Annotated in this window: 17 protein-coding genes and 1 tRNA gene; 8 read left to right on the top strand and 10 right to left on the bottom strand. The window is 70.4% G+C overall.

Annotated features, from left to right (window positions below; all coding sequences use genetic code 11):
- Positions 1-187: 187 nt before the first annotated feature.
- The 3 genes from ACIP8W_RS29455 (at position 188) to ACIP8W_RS29465 (ending at position 4,671) form a co-directional block, all read left to right on the top strand.
- A complete protein-coding gene (locus ACIP8W_RS29455) occupies positions 188-1,384 on the top strand; it encodes a Gfo/Idh/MocA family protein (RefSeq protein ID WP_402205391.1) in 1,197 nt (398 codons plus the stop codon).
- A gap of 31 nt (positions 1,385-1,415) precedes the next feature.
- Positions 1,416-2,414, top strand: coding sequence for a sugar phosphate isomerase/epimerase family protein (locus ACIP8W_RS29460; protein WP_401953503.1), 999 nt, complete (start codon positions 1,416-1,418; stop codon positions 2,412-2,414).
- A gap of 211 nt (positions 2,415-2,625) precedes the next feature.
- Positions 2,626-4,671, top strand: a complete 2,046-nt coding sequence (locus tag ACIP8W_RS29465) for an alpha-glucuronidase (RefSeq protein ID WP_401953500.1) — start codon at positions 2,626-2,628, stop codon at positions 4,669-4,671.
- Positions 4,672-4,767: 96 nt separating this feature from the next.
- Here ACIP8W_RS29465 and ACIP8W_RS29470 read toward each other — a convergent pair whose 3' ends face one another.
- From ACIP8W_RS29470 to ACIP8W_RS29490, 5 genes are read right to left on the bottom strand one after another with little or no spacing between them, the layout of a single operon-like run.
- A complete protein-coding gene (locus ACIP8W_RS29470; RefSeq protein WP_401953497.1) occupies positions 4,768-5,460 on the bottom strand; it encodes a hypothetical protein in 693 nt (230 codons plus the stop codon).
- A gap of 2 nt (positions 5,461-5,462) precedes the next feature.
- A complete protein-coding gene (locus ACIP8W_RS29475) occupies positions 5,463-7,112 on the bottom strand; it encodes an extracellular solute-binding protein (protein ID WP_402205394.1) in 1,650 nt (549 codons plus the stop codon).
- Positions 7,113-7,163: 51 nt separating this feature from the next.
- Positions 7,164-8,036: a carbohydrate ABC transporter permease gene (locus tag ACIP8W_RS29480; protein ID WP_402152774.1), complete on the bottom strand. Its 873-nt coding sequence runs from the start codon at positions 8,034-8,036 to the stop codon at positions 7,164-7,166.
- Between the two features lie 44 nt (positions 8,037-8,080).
- Positions 8,081-9,100, bottom strand: coding sequence for an ABC transporter permease (locus ACIP8W_RS29485; protein WP_401953492.1), 1,020 nt, complete (start codon positions 9,098-9,100; stop codon positions 8,081-8,083).
- Positions 9,097-9,312 carry a hypothetical protein gene (locus tag ACIP8W_RS29490; RefSeq protein WP_402205396.1) on the bottom strand — a complete coding sequence of 72 codons (216 nt, stop codon included), beginning with the start codon at positions 9,310-9,312 and terminating at the stop codon, positions 9,097-9,099. The genes ACIP8W_RS29485 and ACIP8W_RS29490 overlap by 4 nt, the downstream gene beginning before the upstream one ends.
- A gap of 121 nt (positions 9,313-9,433) precedes the next feature.
- Between ACIP8W_RS29490 and ACIP8W_RS29495 the strand changes: the two genes are divergently transcribed.
- The 3 genes from ACIP8W_RS29495 (at position 9,434) to ACIP8W_RS29505 (ending at position 13,138) form a co-directional block, all read left to right on the top strand.
- A complete protein-coding gene (locus ACIP8W_RS29495) occupies positions 9,434-10,507 on the top strand; it encodes an acetylxylan esterase (RefSeq protein ID WP_402152770.1) in 1,074 nt (357 codons plus the stop codon).
- A gap of 530 nt (positions 10,508-11,037) precedes the next feature.
- Positions 11,038-12,075, top strand: coding sequence for a LacI family DNA-binding transcriptional regulator (locus tag ACIP8W_RS29500; protein WP_401953486.1), 1,038 nt, complete (start codon positions 11,038-11,040; stop codon positions 12,073-12,075).
- 19 nt (positions 12,076-12,094) lie between these two features.
- Positions 12,095-13,138: a LacI family DNA-binding transcriptional regulator gene (locus tag ACIP8W_RS29505; RefSeq protein ID WP_401953484.1), complete on the top strand. Its 1,044-nt coding sequence runs from the start codon at positions 12,095-12,097 to the stop codon at positions 13,136-13,138.
- 109 nt (positions 13,139-13,247) lie between these two features.
- On the opposite strand, the gene ACIP8W_RS29510 is transcribed toward ACIP8W_RS29505, so the two are convergent.
- Positions 13,248-13,321: transfer RNA gene (locus tag ACIP8W_RS29510), tRNA-Pro, on the bottom strand.
- Positions 13,322-13,475: 154 nt separating this feature from the next.
- Between ACIP8W_RS29510 and ACIP8W_RS29515 the strand changes: the two genes are divergently transcribed.
- Positions 13,476-13,958 carry a DUF309 domain-containing protein gene (locus ACIP8W_RS29515; RefSeq protein ID WP_401953482.1) on the top strand — a complete coding sequence of 161 codons (483 nt, stop codon included), beginning with the start codon at positions 13,476-13,478 and terminating at the stop codon, positions 13,956-13,958.
- Positions 13,959-13,990: 32 nt separating this feature from the next.
- Here the strand turns inward: ACIP8W_RS29515 and ACIP8W_RS29520 are convergent, their stop codons facing one another.
- The 4 genes from ACIP8W_RS29520 to ACIP8W_RS29535 all read right to left on the bottom strand — a co-directional run bounded on the left by ACIP8W_RS29520 (position 13,991) and on the right by ACIP8W_RS29535 (position 17,625).
- On the bottom strand, positions 13,991-14,656 hold the full coding sequence (locus ACIP8W_RS29520; RefSeq protein ID WP_401953479.1) for a lactate utilization protein C: 666 nt from the start codon (positions 14,654-14,656) through the stop codon (positions 13,991-13,993).
- Positions 14,653-16,110: a LutB/LldF family L-lactate oxidation iron-sulfur protein gene (locus tag ACIP8W_RS29525; protein WP_401953476.1), complete on the bottom strand. Its 1,458-nt coding sequence runs from the start codon at positions 16,108-16,110 to the stop codon at positions 14,653-14,655. Before ACIP8W_RS29525 ends, ACIP8W_RS29520 begins: the two co-directional genes overlap by 4 nt.
- A complete protein-coding gene (locus ACIP8W_RS29530) occupies positions 16,107-16,826 on the bottom strand; it encodes a (Fe-S)-binding protein (RefSeq protein ID WP_402205399.1) in 720 nt (239 codons plus the stop codon). The genes ACIP8W_RS29525 and ACIP8W_RS29530 overlap by 4 nt, the downstream gene beginning before the upstream one ends.
- 331 nt (positions 16,827-17,157) lie before the next feature.
- Positions 17,158-17,625: an ATP-binding protein gene (locus ACIP8W_RS29535; protein ID WP_401953471.1), complete on the bottom strand. Its 468-nt coding sequence runs from the start codon at positions 17,623-17,625 to the stop codon at positions 17,158-17,160.
- A gap of 266 nt (positions 17,626-17,891) precedes the next feature.
- Between ACIP8W_RS29535 and ACIP8W_RS29540 the strand changes: the two genes are divergently transcribed.
- The gene (locus ACIP8W_RS29540) at positions 17,892-18,812 is read left to right on the top strand and encodes an AEC family transporter (protein WP_401953468.1); all 921 of its coding nucleotides are present in this window, start codon (positions 17,892-17,894) and stop codon (positions 18,810-18,812) included.
- The last annotated feature ends 13 nt before the right edge of the window (positions 18,813-18,825 follow it).

Here is an 18,825-nt window from a genome sequence, read left to right on the forward strand (position 1 = left end):
AAGACTCCCTCATCGGCGACAGCCCCGTCCACGGCCCCGAAGGCATCCGCTTCTACACCCGCACCAAAGTCGTCACCACCCGCTGGCCCCACCGCACACAGCGGGTGGACGCCGGATTCTCGTTCCCCACCTCCAGCTGAGCCCCTCCCCCAGCCGACTTCCCCCCTCCATTCCGAAAGGCACCCCCATGACCACGTCCGGCAAGCCCCTCTCCGTCGCAGTGATCGGAGCCGGCATGGCCGGCCGCAGCCACGCGGCCGGTTACCGCAACGTCAACACGGTCTTCGGCGCCGGCCTGCCGCCGGTCCGCCTGGCCGCGATTGCCGACGCCAACATCGAACTCGGTGAGGACGCGGCCCGCCGCTACGGGTACGAGAAGGCGCTCCCGAGCTGGGAGGCCGTCGCCGAGGACCCGACCATCGACGCCGTCAGCATCGTCGTCGGCAACTCGCTGCACCGCCCGATCGCGGAGGCGCTGGTCGCCGCGGGCAAGCACGTGCTGTGCGAGAAGCCGCTGGCCGGCTCGATGGAAGACGCCCGCGCGATGGCCGAGCTGGAGCGTACCGCCGATGTGGTGACCGCCGTCGGATACACCTTCCGCCGCGCCCCCGGAATCTCCGCGATCCGCCAGCATGTCCAGCGCGGTGAGCTGGGCGACCTCTCGCTGTTCAGCGGCCGGTACTGGTGCGACTACGCGACCGACCCGAAGGGCCCGCTGAGCTGGCGCTTCAAGGGCGGCCTCGGTTCCGGCGCGCTCGGTGACATCGGCTCGCACGTCATCGACGCCGCCGAGTACGTCGCCGGTTCCATCGTCTCGGTCTCCGGCGCCTCGCTGTCGACGCAGATCCCCAAGCGGCCGCTGCCGCTGGGCGCGGTCGTCGGTCACAACGCCGCGCCCGTCTCCGACGAGTTCGGCGAGGTCGAGAACGAGGACACCGCGACCTTCACCGCCCGCTTCGAGTCCGGTCTCGTGGGCACCTTCTCGGTGTCGCGCACCGCCTTCGGCCTGCCCAACGGGCTCGCCTTCGACGTCCTGGGCCTTGGCGGCCGGGCCGCGTTCGACCAGCACCGGCCCGCCGAGTACCTCTTCGACGACGCCCAGCCCGAGGCCCGTACGCAGGGTGCGCGCCAGATCATCGCCGGCCCGCAGATGCCGTACTTCGCGGGCGGGGTCCCGATGGAGGCGCCGGGCGTGGGTGCCAGCAACGCCGACAACTTCACCTACCAGGCCCGTGCCTTCCTCGACCAGGTCGCGGGGCACGCCGACCCGCTGCCGGCCTGCGCCACCTTCGCGGACGCGCTGCGGACCATGGAGATCATCCAGGCCATCGTCGAGTCCTCCCGCAACGGCGGCGACCTCGTCGACGTTCCGCCCGCCGTCTGACCCCCCACTTCGTACCGAAGGAGCACACGCCATGGCCCTCAAGCTCGGCGCCTACACCGCCTGTCTGCACGACCGTCCGCTCACCGAGGCCCTCGACATCCTCAAGGCCAACAACCTGACCTCCGTCGAGGTCAACACCGGTGGTTTCATCCCCTCGCCGCACTGCCCGGTCGACCTGCTGCTGTCCTCCGCGACCGCGCGCGACGAGTACCTGGCGACCTTCGCCGACCGCGGCATGGAGCTGACCGGGCTCAACTGCAACGGCAACCCGCTCAACCCGCTCCCGGGTGTCGGCCCGAAGCACGCCGACGACCTGCGCCGCACCATCCGGCTCGCGGGCCTGCTCGGTGTGAAGCACGTGGTCACCATGTCCGGCACCCCGGGCTCCGACCCCGACGCCAAGTACCCCTCCTGGGTGGTCAATCCGTGGGACGGCGTCTACATGGACGTCCTGGACTACCAGTGGGGTGTGGCCGTCGAGTTCTGGAAGGAGATCGACGCGCTGGCCCGGGAGAACGACGTCCGGGTCGCCATCGAGATGCACCCGCACAACGTGGTGTTCTCGCCGGTCACACTGAAGCGTCTCGTCGACGAGGCCGGCACGACCAACATCGGCGCCGAGATGGACCCGTCCCACCTGATGTGGCAGGGCATGGACATCGTGGCCTCCATCAAGTGGCTGGGCCCGCTGGTGTTCCACGCCGCCGCGAAGGACGCGACGCTCTGCCCCGGCGCCGACATCCGTGGCGTACTGGACACGTCGTTCACCCGCGTGCCCGCCGACGCCACCGGCAAGGTGCCCACCGGCTACGGCTTCTGGTGCAACTCCTGGCCCGAGAACCCGGCGTGGAAGTTCGTCGCCGTGGGCATCGGCAACGACGTCCCCTACTGGACCGAGTTCCTGCGCGCCCTCGCCGAGATCGACCCGAACATGGCCGTGAACATCGAGCACGAGGACGCGTCCTACTCGCAGACCGAGGGTCTCGCCCTGGCCGCGAAGAACCTGCACAGCGCCGCTGCCGCGCTGTAATCTCCCGCTGTACGTGTGGCCCCCTTCCCGCCCGCCGGGAAGGGGGCCACACCGCTGTGCCCACTGCCGTACGTACCCAGCCCCGCGCGGCTTCGCGGCCGGCCCGGTGGTCCGGCCCTCTCCCCAATCTGCCCCTCCCACGGCATACTTGGGCCGCCCGCCCGCGCCCAGCGGATCCGGCCGGCTCGATCCGCACCGATCAGGGGGCCCCGTGACAGCGTCCGTATCCGAGCCCGTATCCGGTCCCGCGTCGCCGGGCGGTGTGGACCCGGCGTGGCTGCCGCCCGAGGTCTTCCGCCCCCTCGGTTCCCGCCGCACGCTGATCTTGGGCGAGGGTCCGCTGGTGGACACGGTGTACGGAGAAGTGGCGGACGCCTGCGCGCGGTTCGGCGGCCGGGTCGTCAGGGGCGCGTCGGTGTCGGGCGGGCCGTACGACCTGGTGCTGGCGCCGGCGGAGGGCGGCGACCGGGACACGCTCGGGAGCGAGGGGTTCGTGCTGGTACGGGCCGGCGGTGTCACCCGGGTGACGGCCGCCGGGCAGGCCGGGCTGCTGTACGGGCTGTTCCAGCTGGTGCGGCTCGGCGAGGCGGCCTTCCGGGGCGTACGGGCGCGCGAGACACACCGGCCCGCGCTGGCGCTGCGGATGCTGGACCACTGGGACAACGTGGCCGTGCATCCGGTGATGGGCCAGGTGGAGCGGGGGTACGCGGGCGGCTCGCTGTTCTGGCGGGACGGTCTGGCCCGGGGCTCGCGGGACGAGCTGGCGCGGGTGCGTTCGTACGGCAGACTGCTGGCCGCGTGCGGTGTCAACGCGGTCGCCGTGAACAACGTGAACGTACACACCGCCGAGGCACACCTGCTGACCGACCGCGTCGGCGAGGTGGCCGCGATCGCGGACACACTACGGCCGTACGGGATCCGGACGCATCTGTCCGTCTCCTTCGCCTCCCCCGTCGTGCTGGGCGGCCTGCCCACCGCCGACCCGCTCCACACGGCGGTGTCCGACTGGTGGGCGGAGACGACCGGCCGGGTGTACGCGGCGATACCCGACTTCGGCGGGTACGTGGTGAAGGCCGACTCGGAGGGCCGGCCCGGCCCGTTCACGTACGGCCGCAGCCACACGGACGGCGCCAATATGCTGGCCGGGGCGCTCGCTCCGTACGGCGGGACGGTGCACTGGCGGGCCTTCGTCTACGACCACCGGCAGGACTGGCGGGACCGGTCGACGGACCGGGCGCGCGCGGCGTACGACCATTTCGCGCCGCTGGACGGCGAGTTCGCGCCGAACGCGGTGCTCCAGGTCAAGCACGGGCCGCTGGACTTCCAGCCGCGCGAGCCCGTCTCCCCGGTGCTCGGCGCGATGCCGAACACCCGTCTCGCGGTGGAGTTCCAGGCCACCCAGGAGTACACGGGACAACAGCGGCACGTGTGCTGGCTCGGTCCGATGTGGAGCGGGACACTGCGGTTCCGGCCCGGGGGCGAGGGGCGGCCGAGCATCGGGGAACTGGTGCGCGGCGGCGGCCTGGTGGCGGTGTCGAACGCCGGTGACGACCCGTTCTGGACCGGGCATCCGCTGGCGCAGGCCAACCTGTACGCGGTCGGCCGACTGGCGTGGCGGCCCGACGCGGACCCGCGCGCCATCCTGGACGAGTGGGCCGAGCTGACCTTCGTACCCGGGGAGAGCGCCGATCCCGCTCGGCTGCGCGATGGGCTGCGCGCGGTCCTGGGCGGCTCCTGGCGGACGTACGAGAAGTACACGGCGCCGCTGGGCGTGGGTTTCATGGTGCGGCCGGGGCATCACTACGGGCCGAGTGCGGACGGCTACGAGTACAGCCCGTGGGGCACGTACCACTTCGCCGACCGGGACGGGGTCGGTGTCGACCGCAGCCGGGCGACCGGCACCGGGTTCGCCGGGCAGTACGCGAAGCCGTGGGCCGAGGTGTACGAGTCGGCGGACACCTGCCCGGACGAGCTGCTGCTCTTCTTCCACCATGTGCCGTACGGGCATGTGCTGCACAGCGGCGACACGGTGATCCAGCACATCTACGACACACACTTCGACGGTGTGGAAGAGGCCGAGAAGGCCCGCGCGGTGTGGGCCGGACTCACCGGCCTGGTGGCTCCGGCCCGCCACGCGCGGGTGGCGGAGCGCTACGAGGAGCAGGTGCGCGACGCCCGCGAGTGGCGCGACCACATCAACACGTACTTCTTCCGGAAGTCCGGGGTGCCGGACGCGCGCGGGCGCCGTATCCACTGAGCGCGTCTCGTCCGGCGCTGCTCCAGCCTCAGGACGCGGACCCCGCACGCGCACCCGCCCCGTGTGAACGCCTCGCCGGTGTCCTGGGAGTGGTGGTCATACGGTGAAGTCCTCCTGGGCCTCGGCGGTCACCGGGCGGGTCGTGTGCAGCAGACAGAGCAGCAGAGGGGCGGCGAGCAGCGTGGGCAGGGCCTCGGTGAAGAGCGCGGCGAGACCACCGGCGAGGGCGAGCAGGGAGGCGGTGCCGAGGGTGGCCCCGCCATGCCGGAGCAGGAGGTACGCGGCCAGGCGCGCGGTGTCTGCGGTGCGGAACGCGAAGAGCGAGGCGAGCACGAGTGCGTACGTTCCCCACAGCGCCGACACCAGTGCGGTGAGCGCCAGCAGCCAGGCCCACCAACGGGGAAGGCCCGCGGCGGGGAAGTGGGCGAGTGAGAAACCGATGACCGAGAACCAGCCGAGCAGCGGCGCCCACAGCTTGAGCGCCGGTACGGCGTTCAGCCGCCAGCCGTGGGCGTACGCACGGGCCGGGCGCAGCTCCGTGAGGTCCCGGCTGCGGCGGTGGAGCGCGTACAGCGCGGCGGACAGGGCGGGGCCGAGCGGCAGCAGGCAGATCGCGGCGAGCGGCAGGTTGGACGGGGAGCGGGCCAGGAACAGCAGTGCGACGAAGCCCGGCGCGGCGGCCGCGAGCAGCAGCAGTTCGACGATCAGCAGTGTGTGGACCAGGGCGGTGGCGCGGGAGAGCGTTCCCGTACCGAAGGTGTGGCGGCGGGCCGCTCCCGGGGCGCTCATCGTCAGCCCTTCTCCTTCGCGAAGCGTTCGTACGCCTTGTTGGTCATGTCGATGAACTGCTCCATGTTCTTGGCCTTCAGCTCGCTGACGTAGTCGTCCCATTCGGACAGCGGGCGCCTGCCGAGGGCGAACCGGAGGGTGTTCTGCTTGACGTGGTCCTTCAGCGGGGTCTCCCAGAGCGTGACCTGCTCCTGCTCCATGGCCCGGAGCGGGTGGGCGGGGTCGACGGGGGACGGCTCGCGGCGGGCCATGGAGTCCTGGAACGCCTTCTCGTCCGCCGTGAAGGAGGACGAGACCAGGGACCAGTTGCCGCCGTAGGAGAAGACACCGTTGGAGAATCCGTAGTCCTTCTGGAGGTCCTTCTTCGCCCCCGGGTTCAGACCCAGGATCTTGACGCCGTCGACGGGTGTGTACCGGCCGGCTCCGGATGTGGTGTAAGTGACGTTCTTGACACCCCACTTGGCGAATTCCTGCCCGGCGTCCGAATACCACAGCCAGTCCACGAACTGCATCATCGCGACGAAGGTGTCGCTCTTCAGCGCCTTGCTGGAGATCAGCATGCCGTTCTCCAGACGGCTGCCCACCACCATGGCGCCGGCCGGGCCGATCGGCACCGGGATCATCGCGATGGACGAGCCCTTGATCTGCTTCGCCAGGTTGTTGCGGTACTCGTCCGCCAGGACCTGCGAATTACCGCTGATCACAAAGGACTTGCCGCTGAGGAGCTTCTGTTTGGCCTGGTCGTCCGACTGGGTGAAGCTCTCCGGATCCACCAGGCCCTCGGACACCAGTGTGTTCAGGTAGGCGAGCATCTGCCGGTACTCGTCCATGGCGCCGGTGAAGACGAACTTCCGCGCCGAGGCGTCCCACGTGGCGTTCTGGTAGCCCCAGCCGCCCTTGGTGCCGTAGGCCGGGGCGAGGAAGTTGAGCAGCGCGCCGCCCGGCTCGGGCTGGTTCCAGCGGTCCGAGAAGGGATACGTGCCGGGGTGGGCCTCCTTGAGGCCCTTCAGCACCGTGTGGACCTCGTCCCAGGTGGTCGGCAGAGCGAGCCCGGCCTTCTCCAGTACGTCGGTGCGCAGGGCGAGCGAGTAGACGGGCCTCGGCCTCTCGTGCAGGCCCGGCAGGAGGTAGTACCTGCCGTCGGACTGCCGGATGGAGTCCAGGTCGCCCGCCAGTCCCCACTTCCTGACCTTGTCCCGGAAGTTCGGCATCAGATGGACGTACTCGCTGACCGGGAGGATGGCCCCCGAGGAGACGAACGCGGTCTCCGCGCCCGGATAGGTCTTGGGGATGAGGAAGGGCGCGTCCCCCGCCCCGATGAGCAGTCCTCTCTTCTTCTCGTAGTCGCTGTACGGTACGGCGGTCGGCTTCAGTGTGACGCCCGTGCGCGCGGTCAGCTCCTCCCAGAAGAGCCAGTCGTCCTTGAGCGGATAGGTCGGCATGTTGTTGTGCAGGATGCTGATCGAGAACGGTTCGGTGGCCTTGAACTGGTCGCCCACACCGTACTTCTTCATCGCTCCGGCCTGTTTCCCGGAGAGGTCCTTCGCATCGGCTTCCTCCTCGCCACTGCCGCAGCCGACAAGAACGGTGAGGCCGGCGAAACCGGCGGCGGCGAGCAGCGCGCGCCGCGAAAGCTGTCCGGAGTTCTTCACGGATACTCCTTTGTTCCGTAGTCGGATGTGCCGGGCCGGCCGCTTGTCGCGTCAGCCCTTGACCGCGCCGAGCGTGACACCGGAGACGAAATAGCGCTGGACGAACGGGTAGACGGCCAGGATGGGGAGGGCGGTGAGCAGGATCGTGACGGACTGGATGTTCGCCCCCACCTGGGCGAGCTGCTCCGTCTCGGCGCCGAGGTTTCCCCCGCCGGTCGCGCCCGCGATCATGTTGCGGAGATAGACCGTGACCGGCATCAGCTCGGCCCTGTCCATATAGAGAAAGGCGCCGAACCACGAATTCCAGAAGGAGACCGAGTAGAAGAGCACCATCGTCGCGATCACCGCTTTGGAGAGGGGCAGGACGATCCGGAACAGAATTCCGTACGTACTCAGACCGTCGATCTGCGCGGCCTCTTCGAGTTCGGACGGCAGGTTCTCGAAGAATGCCTTCATCACCAGCAGGTTGAAGACACTGATCGCGTTCGGGATCACCAGCGCCCACAGTGTGTTCTTCATGCCGAGGCTGGTGATGAGGACGTAGTTCGGAATCAGGCCGCCGGAGAAGAACATGGTGAAGACGGCGATGCCGATCAGCGCGCCGCGCCCCTTCAGCCGCGGTTTCGACAGGACGTACGCGTAACAGGTGGTGAGCACCATCGCGATGACAGTGGCGACCACCGTATAGAGCACGGTGTTGCCGTAGTTCCGCCAGAACATGCCGTCCGCGATGACGAGGCGGTACGTGGTCAGGTTGAAGCCCTCGGGCAGCAGGTTCACCTCACCGGCCCGGATCCGGTCCTCGGCGCTGAGGGAGCGGGCGATGATGTTCACGAAGGGGTAGAGGGTCACGATCACGACCCCGGTCAGTACCAGCCCGTTCACGGCCTGGAAGAGGCGGTAGCCCCGGGAGGGCTCGTGCACCGAGGCGCGCGGGCGCGGAGTGTGCCGAGGGCCGCTGGACAGGGTCACCACAGGCTCGTCCCCACTGTGCGACGTGAGAGAAGGTTCGCGGAGAAGATCAGCACCAGGCCGACGACCGCCTCGAACAGGCCGATCGCGGCTGCGTAGCTGAAGCTGTTGGACTCCACACCGGCGCGGTACAGATACGTGGAGATGACGTCCGCGGTGGGGTAGGTCAGTGGGTTGTAGATCAGCATGATCTTCTCGAAGCCCACCGCCATGAACGTGCCGATGTTGAGGATCAGCAGTGTGATCATGGTGGGGCGGATGCCCGGCAGGGTGATGTGCCAGGTCTGCTGCCAGCGGTTGGCCCCGTCGATACGGGCCGCCTCGTACAGCTCGTCGTCGATGGTGGTGAGCGCGGCGAGGTAGAGGATGGTGCCCCAGCCCGCGGTCTGCCAGATCTCCGAGCCGATGTAGATCGTACGGAACCACTCCGGCTCCTGGAGGAACGGGACCGGTATCCGGCCGAGCGTCCGCAGCGCGTGGTTGACGGGTCCGTCCGTGGCGAGGATCTGCATGGTGATGCCCGCGACGATCACAACGGAGAGGAAGTGCGGGAGGTACGACACCGACTGTACGAACCGCTTCAGCGCGCGCGTACGCACCTCGTTGAGCAGCAGCGCCAGCACGACCGGGATCGGGAAGCAGAACACGAGTGTGAGTGTGCCCAGCCACAGTGTGTTGGTGAAGACCTGCCAGAAGGTGGGGTCGCCGAGGAACATCCGCACATAGCGCAGGCCCGCCCACTCCTCGCCCAGGATCGAACCGCCCGGCTGGAAGCGGCGGAAGGCGATCACGTTGCCGATCATCGGCAGATAGCGGAAGACCAGGAAGAACAGCAGTGGCAGCACCGCGAGCGAGTACAACTGCCAGTCGCGGCGCAGCGCCTGGCGCCAGGTGCGGCGCGCGGACGGCGGTGGAGGACGGCGCGGCGGGGCGGGGGAACCGGCCGTGGGCGGCCCGGGACTGTGCGGCGGGTCCTGGGTTCCGTCCGGTGGGTCCAGGGCGGTGGAGGTGCTCATGCTCGGGCCTCCGTGGTGTGGGTGGCGACCGGTACGACGGACAGATGGCGGATCTCCTCAGGGGTCTCCTCGGTCTCGGTCTCGGCCTCGGCTCTCGCCGGGCCCGACGGGCCCTCCGGCAGGGGATGGTGGTGCGGGGGTACGGTCCGGGCGCGCCCATCGGCCCGGACGTACGGCGTCCGCGAGGCGTCCACGGACCATCCGCGGGGCATCCATGGAGCGTCAACTCCCGTGACTGTTACCGTCCTACGGGAAATTTCGACCGGACATCCGACCGGGCGACAAAACGGCCGGACGGCTGTCCCGCCGTCCCCGACCGCCTTGCGAGGTGCTGTGCCCGCCTTCGATCTGCCCCATGACGCGTTGCAGCGATACCGTCCCGAGCTGGCCGAGCCCACCGACTTCGACGCCTTCTGGCAGAACACCCTGAAGGAGGCCGAGGGGAGCGACCCCGTGGTGTCGGCGTACCCCGTGGACACCGGCCTCCGGCTGGTCGAGACCTGGGACGTGACCTTCCGCGGATTCGCCGGTGAACCGGTACGCGCCTGGTACACACGCCCCACCGGGGTGCCGCACCCCCTGCCCGCCGTCGTCGAGTACGCGGGGTACGGGCGCGGGCGCGGGCTCCCGCACGAACGGATCACCTGGGCCGCCGCCGGGTTCGCGCACCTGCTCATGGACAACAGGGGCCAGGGCGGCCAGTACGGATGCGGTGGCGACACCCCGGACCCGCACCCCTCCTCGCCCGGCGGCCCCGGCCCCGCCACCCACGGACTGCACACACCGCACGATTACCACTACCGCCGTCTGATCACGGACGCGGTGCGCGCGGTCGCCGCCGTACGCGCGCTGCCCGGGGTGGACGGCACCCGGGTGGCCGCCGTCGGCAACAGCCAGGGCGGGGGCCTCGCGCTGGCGGTCGCCGGACTGGTCCCGGACCTCGCCGCGGTGCTGGTGAGCGCTCCGCTGCTGTGCGGCATCCACCGCGCGCTGGACCTCGCGGGAGCCGGACCGTACGACGAGATCGCCGCCTATCTCGCGGTGCGCCGCGATGCCGCGGAGGCCGCGCTGCGCACCCTCTCGTACATGGAGGGCGCTTCCTTCGCCCGTCGTGCCCACGCCCCGGCACACTTCGGTGTGGGGCTGCGCGACACGGTCTGCCCGCCCAGCGGTGTCTACTCCGCCTTCAACCGCTACGGCGAACTGACCGGGAACACACCGCGCCGGCGGATACGCGCCTACCCCTTCAACGGACACGAGGGGGGCGACGCGGTGCATGTACGCGAGCAACTCTCCTGGCTGCGCGACATGGTGGGCGATGCGGTGGGCAATGCGGTGGGCAACGTGGCGGGTGGTGTGACGGGCTGCGCAGTGGGAGATGCAGTGGGCGACGTCCCGCGCGACTGAGTAACGGGCCGTCCCCCCGCTCCGTGGAGCGACGGCCGCCGACGGGACGGAGACCGTGGCCGTACTGGTACGGCTCTCCGTCCCGTCGACGTGGTGCACGGGTACCCGCGCGAACGCGACCGGTGGAGCCGGCGGACGCGCGACAGGGCGCGGCCACTCCGGGACGCGTTCCTCCGGCGTCATCCCGGCGATCGGATCGGCGATCCGATCGAGGACGGCGGCGGCCCGGCCGCGACCGACGCCGACCACTTCGTCATTGAGGGCGGACACGAATCACTTCCCCTCGCTTCCCGCGTTCGGCGGGCCATCCCGCGATTCCCGGCACGTGGATCTCCGCAACCGACCGCAAGAGTTGCGGGAGATTCATGGCCCGGACGCTAGGTGCGGGTAAAAACAGGTGTCAAGGAAACGGTGGCGAACTCGCCGATGACACGTTGTTTGCATGAGGAGTTGGCGGAATATTCCACCGACTGTTGCGGGAATGAGCGGTACAGCCGTACCGTCGTAGCGCTCTACGAGAGGGAGCCGGCATGACCGGTCGGGCAACGATGGCGGCGGTGGCCAAGGCGGCGGGAGTCTCGATCTCCACGGTGTCACGGGTCCTCGCCGACAGACCGGATATCTCCGAGGAGACCCGCGACCGTGTCACACGGGCGGCGAAGGAGACCGGTTATGTGTCGCGCAAGGGACGACAGCAGCCACGGGACGGCATCCTCGACATCCTCATCGACAGGATCACCACACCCTGGGCGGGGGAACTCATATCCGGAGTGCAGACAACCGCGTTCGGCCTCGGGTACACACTCGCGCTCACCACCACCAGCCATCCGCGCTTCAGCATCCGCGAATGGATCGCCGTGCGCCGGGCGCGTCCGACGGACGGTGTGATCCTGGTGCTCTCCCGCGCCCGCCACGACGAGATCGCCGCGCTGGCCGAGCTGGCGGCCCCGCTCATCCTGCTCGACCCGGTAGGGGCCAGCCAACCCACCATTCCGACCGTGGGCGCCACCAACTGGTCGGGCGGAGCCGCCGCCACCCGCCATCTCCTCGAACTCGGGCACCGGCGCGTCGGGTTCATCGGCGGGCCCGCCGAGATCCAGTGCACCCGCGAGCGGCACGAGGGCTATCTCGCCGCACACCGCGAGTTCTCGCTCGCCCCCGACCCCACGCTCACCCGTTACGGGGACTTCCTCCTCACCGGCGGGGTCGCGCACGGCGCCGCGCTGCTCGACCTCCCCGACCCGCCCACCGCCGTCTTCGCGGGTTCCGACGGGCAGGCCGCCGGGGTCTACCAGATGGCCCGCGCGCGGGGGCTGCGCATCCCCGAGGATCTCTCCGTCGTCGGCTTCGACGACACCACGATCTGCACGATGCTCGCCCCGCCGCTGACCACGATCCGCCAGCCCCTGGCGGAGATGGCGGCGGAAGGCGTACGGCTCATCGCCCAGGAGCGGGCCCTGCCCGGTTCGTCGCTGGGGCGGCGGATCGAGCTGGCGACCTCGCTCATGATCCGGGACAGCACCGCACCGCCGACGACCGTCGAGGGGAAGCCCCCGGCCCCTGTATGACCCTCTGGAGGAGACCGCGATGAACGGACGGACGACTGTACGGACGACAGTACGGATGACCACGGTGGCCCAGCTCGCCAACGTATCGCAGAGCGCCGTCTCCAAGGTGCTCAACGGCCGTCCGGGGGTCTCCGCCGAGCTGCGGCAACGGGTCATGGCCGCCGTCGCCGCGACCGGCTACCAGTGGCACCGCCGCACACCGCGCCACGGACCGGTGGCGGTGGTGTTCGGCAGTGTGGGCAGCGCCATCAACGCACCGCTCCTGCGCGGGTTCTCCGCCGTGCTCCGCGCGGCCGGCCGGCCGCTCACCGTCAGCCACGCCGACGGCGACCCCGACTGGCCGAAGCGGCTGCTCGCCCACCGGCCGGCCGGCGCCGTGTGTGTCCTGTCCGTGCCGCCCGACGTCCAGCGGCGACTGGCCGAGTCCCGGCTGCCCACGGTCATTCTCGACACCATCGGCGACGCGCCCGCCGGGATGAACGCCGTCGGGGCCACCCAGTGGCGCGGCGGGACGCTGGCGGCCCAGCACCTCACCGCTCTCGGCCACCGGCGGATCGCGCTCATCACCGGACCGCTGGACCTGGTCTGCTGCCGCGCGCGCTTCGGGGGCTACCTTTCGGCGCTGCGGGAGGCGAACATCCGCCCGGACCGCGCCTTGATCCGTTCCGTACGTTTCCAGGCCGAGCCGGCCCGGCGCGCCGCCCACGCCCTTCTGGACAGCTGCCGGTCCCCGACCGCTTTCGTGGCCGGAAACGACCTTCAGGCCCTGGGCGTGATCGAGGCGTGCGCCGAGCGCGGGTTACGGGTCCCGGAGGACATCTCGGTGGTCGGCTTCGACGATGTCGACGCCGCGAGATCGGCGTCCCCCGCGCTGACCACCGTACGCCAGCCGTTCGAGGACATGGCCGCCGAAAGCGTCCGGGTCCTGAGCGCCGTCAGTGACGACCCGTCGCTGGCTCCCGTACGGCTCGACATGTCGGTGGACCTCGTCGTCCGGAAATCGACGGGACCGGTCCCCGAGGACGACGACTTCCGGCTGTTCCCGCTCCCCGAGTGGAACTGACCACCCGGCAAGCCCCGGACACCCCCGGCCGGTACCCCGCTGGTCCCCGGAGAAACCGAAAGGCGGTATCGAATTTCTCCGATACCGCCTGCGACCTGCGAAAAGCAAGTCGGGACGACAGGATTTGAACCTGCGACCCCTTGACCCCCAGTCAAGTGCGCTACCAAGCTGCGCCACGTCCCGGTGCCCGGCTTCCGGTTTCCCGGCTGGCCACGCAAGAGAACATTACCTCACTCCGCGCAGTGGGAGGACGCACCCCTGTCGCACCCCGTCGCGCCCCTGTCCTGCGCCCCCTGTCCTGCGCCCGCGTCCGCCCGGCCGGGCGGAGAATCGGGGGATGACGGAGAACCGGCGGGACCGCGACAGCGAGGGACGGGCGCGCAACGCGCGGCCGAGGGACGGACTGGGGCGGCCGTTGCCGTACGGGGCCGAGGGGGTGGAGCGGCAGCCGGAGGGGGTGGTGCGGACGGCCGGGGAGACGCTGCGGGAGGCGCAGCGGCTGCTGGACGCGGGGATGCCGTTCCACGCGCACGAGGTGTTCGAGGACGCCTGGAAGTCGGGGCCCGACGACGAGCGGGCGCTGTGGCGGGGGATGGCCCAACTGGCGGTCGGGCTCACACACTCCGCCCGGGGCAATACGGCGGGCGGCGCGCGGCTGCTGCTGCGTGGTGCGGGTGGGATCGCCGCGTACCGGACACCGCACGGTATCGATGTGGCGGGGATCGTGGTGTGGGCCCGTGAACTGGCGGAGCGGGTGGCGGCGGGCGAGCGGGTGGACGCGGCGGCCGAGGCGCCCCGGCTGACGGCCCGATCGGCCTGATCGGCCTCCGTCCCCGGGGCGCACGCCGCTCCTCACTCCGCGAGCAGAATGACCTCCAGGACGCGGGGGCCGTGCACGCCCTCCACCCGGTCGAGTTCGATGTCGCTCGTGGCGGACGGCCCCGAGATCCAGGTCAGCGGGCGGGTGGGATCGATCCTCGGCATGGCCTGCGGTACGGATCCGACGACCTGGTCCGGGACGCGTACGACGCAGATGTGGTGGTCGGGGACGAGGGTGATCCGGCGTCGTCCCTGGTCGGGGGCGGCGTCGAGGATCAGGGTGCCGGTCTCGGCGATGGCCAGGGCGCAGCCGGTGACCACACTGTCGACTTCGTCGAGCTCCCGCGCGGTGGTCCCGGGAGCGTCCTCGATCCGGGTGATCCCCGTGTCCACGGCGGAGAGCCAGCGCTCCGGGAGGAGCGGCGGCAGCAGGACCGTACGGGCGCCACGCGACGCCAGCAACCGGGCGATCAGCGCGGGCAGTTGGCCGGTATCCGTCCGGTGGACGAGCGCGCGGTAGTCGGCGAGGTTCTCGGCGAGCAGGTCGACGACCCGGTCGTCGGGGGTGTGGGTGGCGAGGTAGTCGCGCGCGGCTTCCGGTACGTCGGGGGCGCCTTCGACGGCGGTACGGATACGGGCGAGGATCCGCTCCCGTGAACTCCCCCCAGCAGTGGCCCCGGTGGTCGTCTCCGTATTCATGTCGCGCTGTCCTTACGGTCGTTGCCCGGGGGTTTATCCGTGTGGTTCTTCTTCCACCAGTCGCGGAAGGACTCGGGCGGCAGTTCCGGCAGGTCGCGGCTGTCCGTCCAGGCCCCCGCGCCCGGCGGTCTCGTCGGGTGGAGCCCGCGGGTCTTCGACGCGGCCCGTTCACCGGCGGCCAGGACGCGTGGGTGGTCGAGGACCCAGCCCGCCGCCTTCATCGCCGCCTTCTCCAGCCGGTGCCCCTTGCCGCCCTGGTCGGCGACGCGTTCCCGCAGATGGACCAGGACCTCGGGGATGTCGATGGCGACCGGGCAGACCTCGTAGCAGGCGCCGCAGAGCGAGGAGGCGTACGGCAGCGAGGCATCGATCTCGCTCCGGATGCCCCGGAGTTGAGGGCTGAGGATCGCACCGATCGGGCCCGGGTAGACCGATCCGTAGGCGTGACCGCCGGCCCTCTCGTACACCGGGCAGACGTTGAGACAGGCCGAGCAGCGGATACAGCGCAGCGCCTGCCGTCCGACCTCGTCGGCCAGGGTGTCGGTGCGGCCGTTGTCCAGCAGCACCAGATGGAAGTTCTCCGGGCCGTCGGTGTCATGGGTGCCGGTCCACATGCTGGTGTACGGGTTCATCCGCTCGGCCGTCGAGGAGCGCGGCAGGGTCTGGAGGAAGACCTCCAGGTCACGCCAGGTCGGCACCACCTTCTCGATGCCCACCACGGAGATCAGGGTCTCCGGCAGGGTCAGACACATCCGTCCGTTGCCCTCGGATTCGAAGACTACGAGGGTCCCGGTCTCGGCGACCATGAAGTTGGCGCCGGAGACACCGACCTTGGCGCGCAGGAACTTCTCGCGCAGATGCAGCCGCGCGGCCTCGGCGAGTTCGCGGGGGGTGTCGGAGAGCCCGTCGGGGGCGGCGCGGCCCCAGTCGCCCATCCGGTCGCGGAAGATGTCGCGGATCTCGCCCCGGTTGCGGTGGATCGCCGGGACGAGGATGTGCGAGGGCCGGTCGTCGCCGAGCTGCACGATGAGTTCGGCCAGGTCGGTCTCATAGGCGTGGATGCCCTCTTCGAGGAGTGCCTCGTTGAGGCCGATCTCCTGGGTGGCCATCGACTTGACCTTGACGACCTCACGCTCGCCCGTGGCCTTCACCAGGTCGGCCACGATGCGGTTGGCCTCGGCGGCGTCGGCGGCCCAGTGGACCACGCCGCCCGCCGCCGTGACCGACTCCTCCAACTGGACGAGATAGCGGTCGAGATGGCGCAGGGTGTGGTCCTTGATCTGCTTGCCTGCCTCCCGCAGCAGGCTCCAGTCGGCCAGCTCGGCCACGGCCTTGGCGCGTTTGTCGCGAATGGTGTGGGTGGCGTGCCGCAGATTGCCGCGCAGCGTCTCGTTGCCGACGGCCTCCTTCGCCGCCACCGGGAACGCGGGCATCCCCAGATACGTACCGCTCATGACCAGGGCTCCTCTTCGGTCGACGCCAGGATCTCCGCGAGATGTACGGTGCGCAGCGCGGCGCCCTCGCGGCCTACGATGCCGCCGATGTGCATCAGGCAGGAGTTGTCTGCGCCGCACAGCACCCGCGCGCCGGTGGAGACCGCGTTGTGGACCTTGTCCTGGCCCATCGCCGCCGAAACATCGGAGTTCTTGAGGGCGAAGGTGCCACCGAACCCACAACACTCGTCGGCGCCGGGCAGCTCGCGCAGCTCCAGTCCGCGCACCGCCTCCAGCAGCTTTCTCGGCCGCTCCCCCAGGCCGAGCATCCGCAGCCCGTGGCACGACGGATGGTAGGTGACGGTGTGCGGGAAGTACGCGCCGACATCCGTCACGCCCACCACGTCGACCAGGAACTCCGTCAGTTCGTAGGTGCGCGCGGCGAGGGAGGCGGCGGCCTTGTCGCCGATCTTCGGATAGTGGTGGCGGACCATCGCGGCGCAGGATCCGGAGGGGGTGACCACGTACTCGTACTCCTCGAAGGCCCGTGTCGTCCGCCGGACCAGCGGCTCGGCCGCGCGCCGGTAGCCGGTGTTGAACTGCGGCTGACCGCAGCAGGTCTGGGACTCGGGGAAGTCCACCTCGATACCGAGGCGGTTCAGCAGACGTACGGTCGCGATCCCCGTGGACGGATACACGGCGTCGTTGACACAGGTGACGAACAGGGCAGCACGCATGGGCGGAGCATAGGTCGCGCGCGGCGGCGTGCGGAAGCCTCCGGGTGGATGTGACGAATCATCAGACATCCGATGGATTGAACCTTCCTCCGTACGGCGACGAAAGTGACCGCAGGACATCGGGAGCAGGGCCCGCCGGTCCGGCCGCGCACACCCGCCGCCCCTTGAAACGTTTCAGCACGCTGTCACGCATCGTAGAGCCGACGCGGCACCCGTTACAAGGGGGGGCACGGGGCCGCTTCCCCACGACCGGAAGGAACGGTTTCAGGACCGCACGGGGTCCAGGTCCGCCGGGTCCACACCGGGGGTCGAGGTCCGGGGGCGGTGGCCCTCAGGACGGCGTCCCCCGGTGCTCCAGGTCGAACACCGCCTGCACCCGCTTGCCCACCGGGACCCGTTGCGCGGTGAGCCGGTCCGCGAGGGCGTGGACGATCTCGATGCCGTGGCCACCGAGCCGTCCGGGGTCCCGCTCGTAACGGCACGGCAGGGTGGAGCTGCTGTCGTACACCGTCACGGTCACCTGCCGGTCCGTGCCCTCCAGCTCCAGCAGATACGGGCCGTGGCTGTGCCGTTCGGCGTTGGTGACCAGCTCGCTCACGACGAGCAGCAGATCGCCGGTCGTCCGGTCGCCGAGGGCGGCGAACCACTCGGCCTCCAGCCGCTGGAGGAACCGTACGGCCAGCTGCCGGGCCTCGGCGATGCAGCCCGGTCCGCCGATGAACTGGCCTGCCCGGCGCAGCGGTCGTACGGACTCCGCGAGGGCCGCGCAGGCCGTACCGATGATGGTCTGTTCGTTCATAGCTCCTGCCCACGCACCGGTGAGAGCGGTCGGTGGACCCCTTCTCGGATCCCCTTATGCCCTCGCACACCGCCGGTATGCGCACCGGTCGCGTGAGATGAGGCAATCGCCGCGCCCGGGGGCGAGGTGCCGGGCGGGACCACGTTGACCGGGCGGGCCGCTCCCCGGGAAAGTGGCTGCATGATCCACCTGTCACCCGAGCCCTCCGAACCCCCAGGGATATCCGGGCCCGCCGGGACCGTACACGCAGTCGACCGGGGCGTGCCATGCGTGGCGTCCTGACCGGGTTCGCCGTCATCGCGGTGGTCATCGGGGTCGGCTATGCGATCGGGCGACGCCGGTATCTCGGCGACAACGGACGTGAGGTGCTCACCAAGCTCGCCTTCCATGTGGCCACACCCGCGCTGCTGTTCACGACGCTGGCGCGGGCGGATCTGTCGGTGGTCCTCTCCAGCCGACTGCTGATCACCGCCATCAGCACGGCGGCCGCCGCCGGGGCGTTCGTGGCGGTCGCCCTGGTACGCCGCTGGGATGTGGGGCGTACCACCGTCGGAGCGCTGTGCTCCAGCTACGTCAACGCCGGGAACCTCGGTATCCCGATCGCGGTGTACGTCCTCGGGGACGCCTCGCTGGTGGCTCCCGTACTGCTGTTCCAGCAGCTGGTGGTCACGCCCATCGCCCTGACGGTGCTCGATCTGTCGGGCTCCGGCGAGAAGCGCCCGCTGTGGCAGCGGCTGACCACACCGCTGCGCAATCCGGTCGCGGCCAGTTCGCTGCTGGGGGTCGCGGTGGCGGCCACCGGGTGGACGGTGCCGGGGCCGGTGCTGGATCCGCTCGTGCTGATCGGCAACATGTCGGTGCCCGCCGTGCTGCTGGCCTTCGGCATATCGCTGCGGGGCAGCGCCCTGCCCGGCCGGGGCCCCGACCGGCTTCCCGTGCTGCTGTCGGCCGCGCTCAAGGCGGTGGGGATGCCCGCCGTGGCCTGGGCGCTGGGGACCGGGGCCTTCGGACTGCACGGCGCGGCGCTGCTCGATGTCGTGGTCACCTCGGCGCTGCCCGCCGCCCAGAACCTCTTCACGTACGCCTCGCGCTACCGGGTCGGCGAGCGGCTGGCCCGGGAGTCGATCCTGCTGTCCACCCTGGCGTCGGTGCCGGTCCTGGTGGCGGTGGCGGCGCTGCTCGGCTGAGAGACGTACCGCG

The organism is Streptomyces sp. NPDC088554, from assembly GCF_044752945.1.
In the GTDB taxonomy this organism is placed as follows: Bacteria; Actinomycetota; Actinomycetes; order Streptomycetales; family Streptomycetaceae; genus Streptomyces.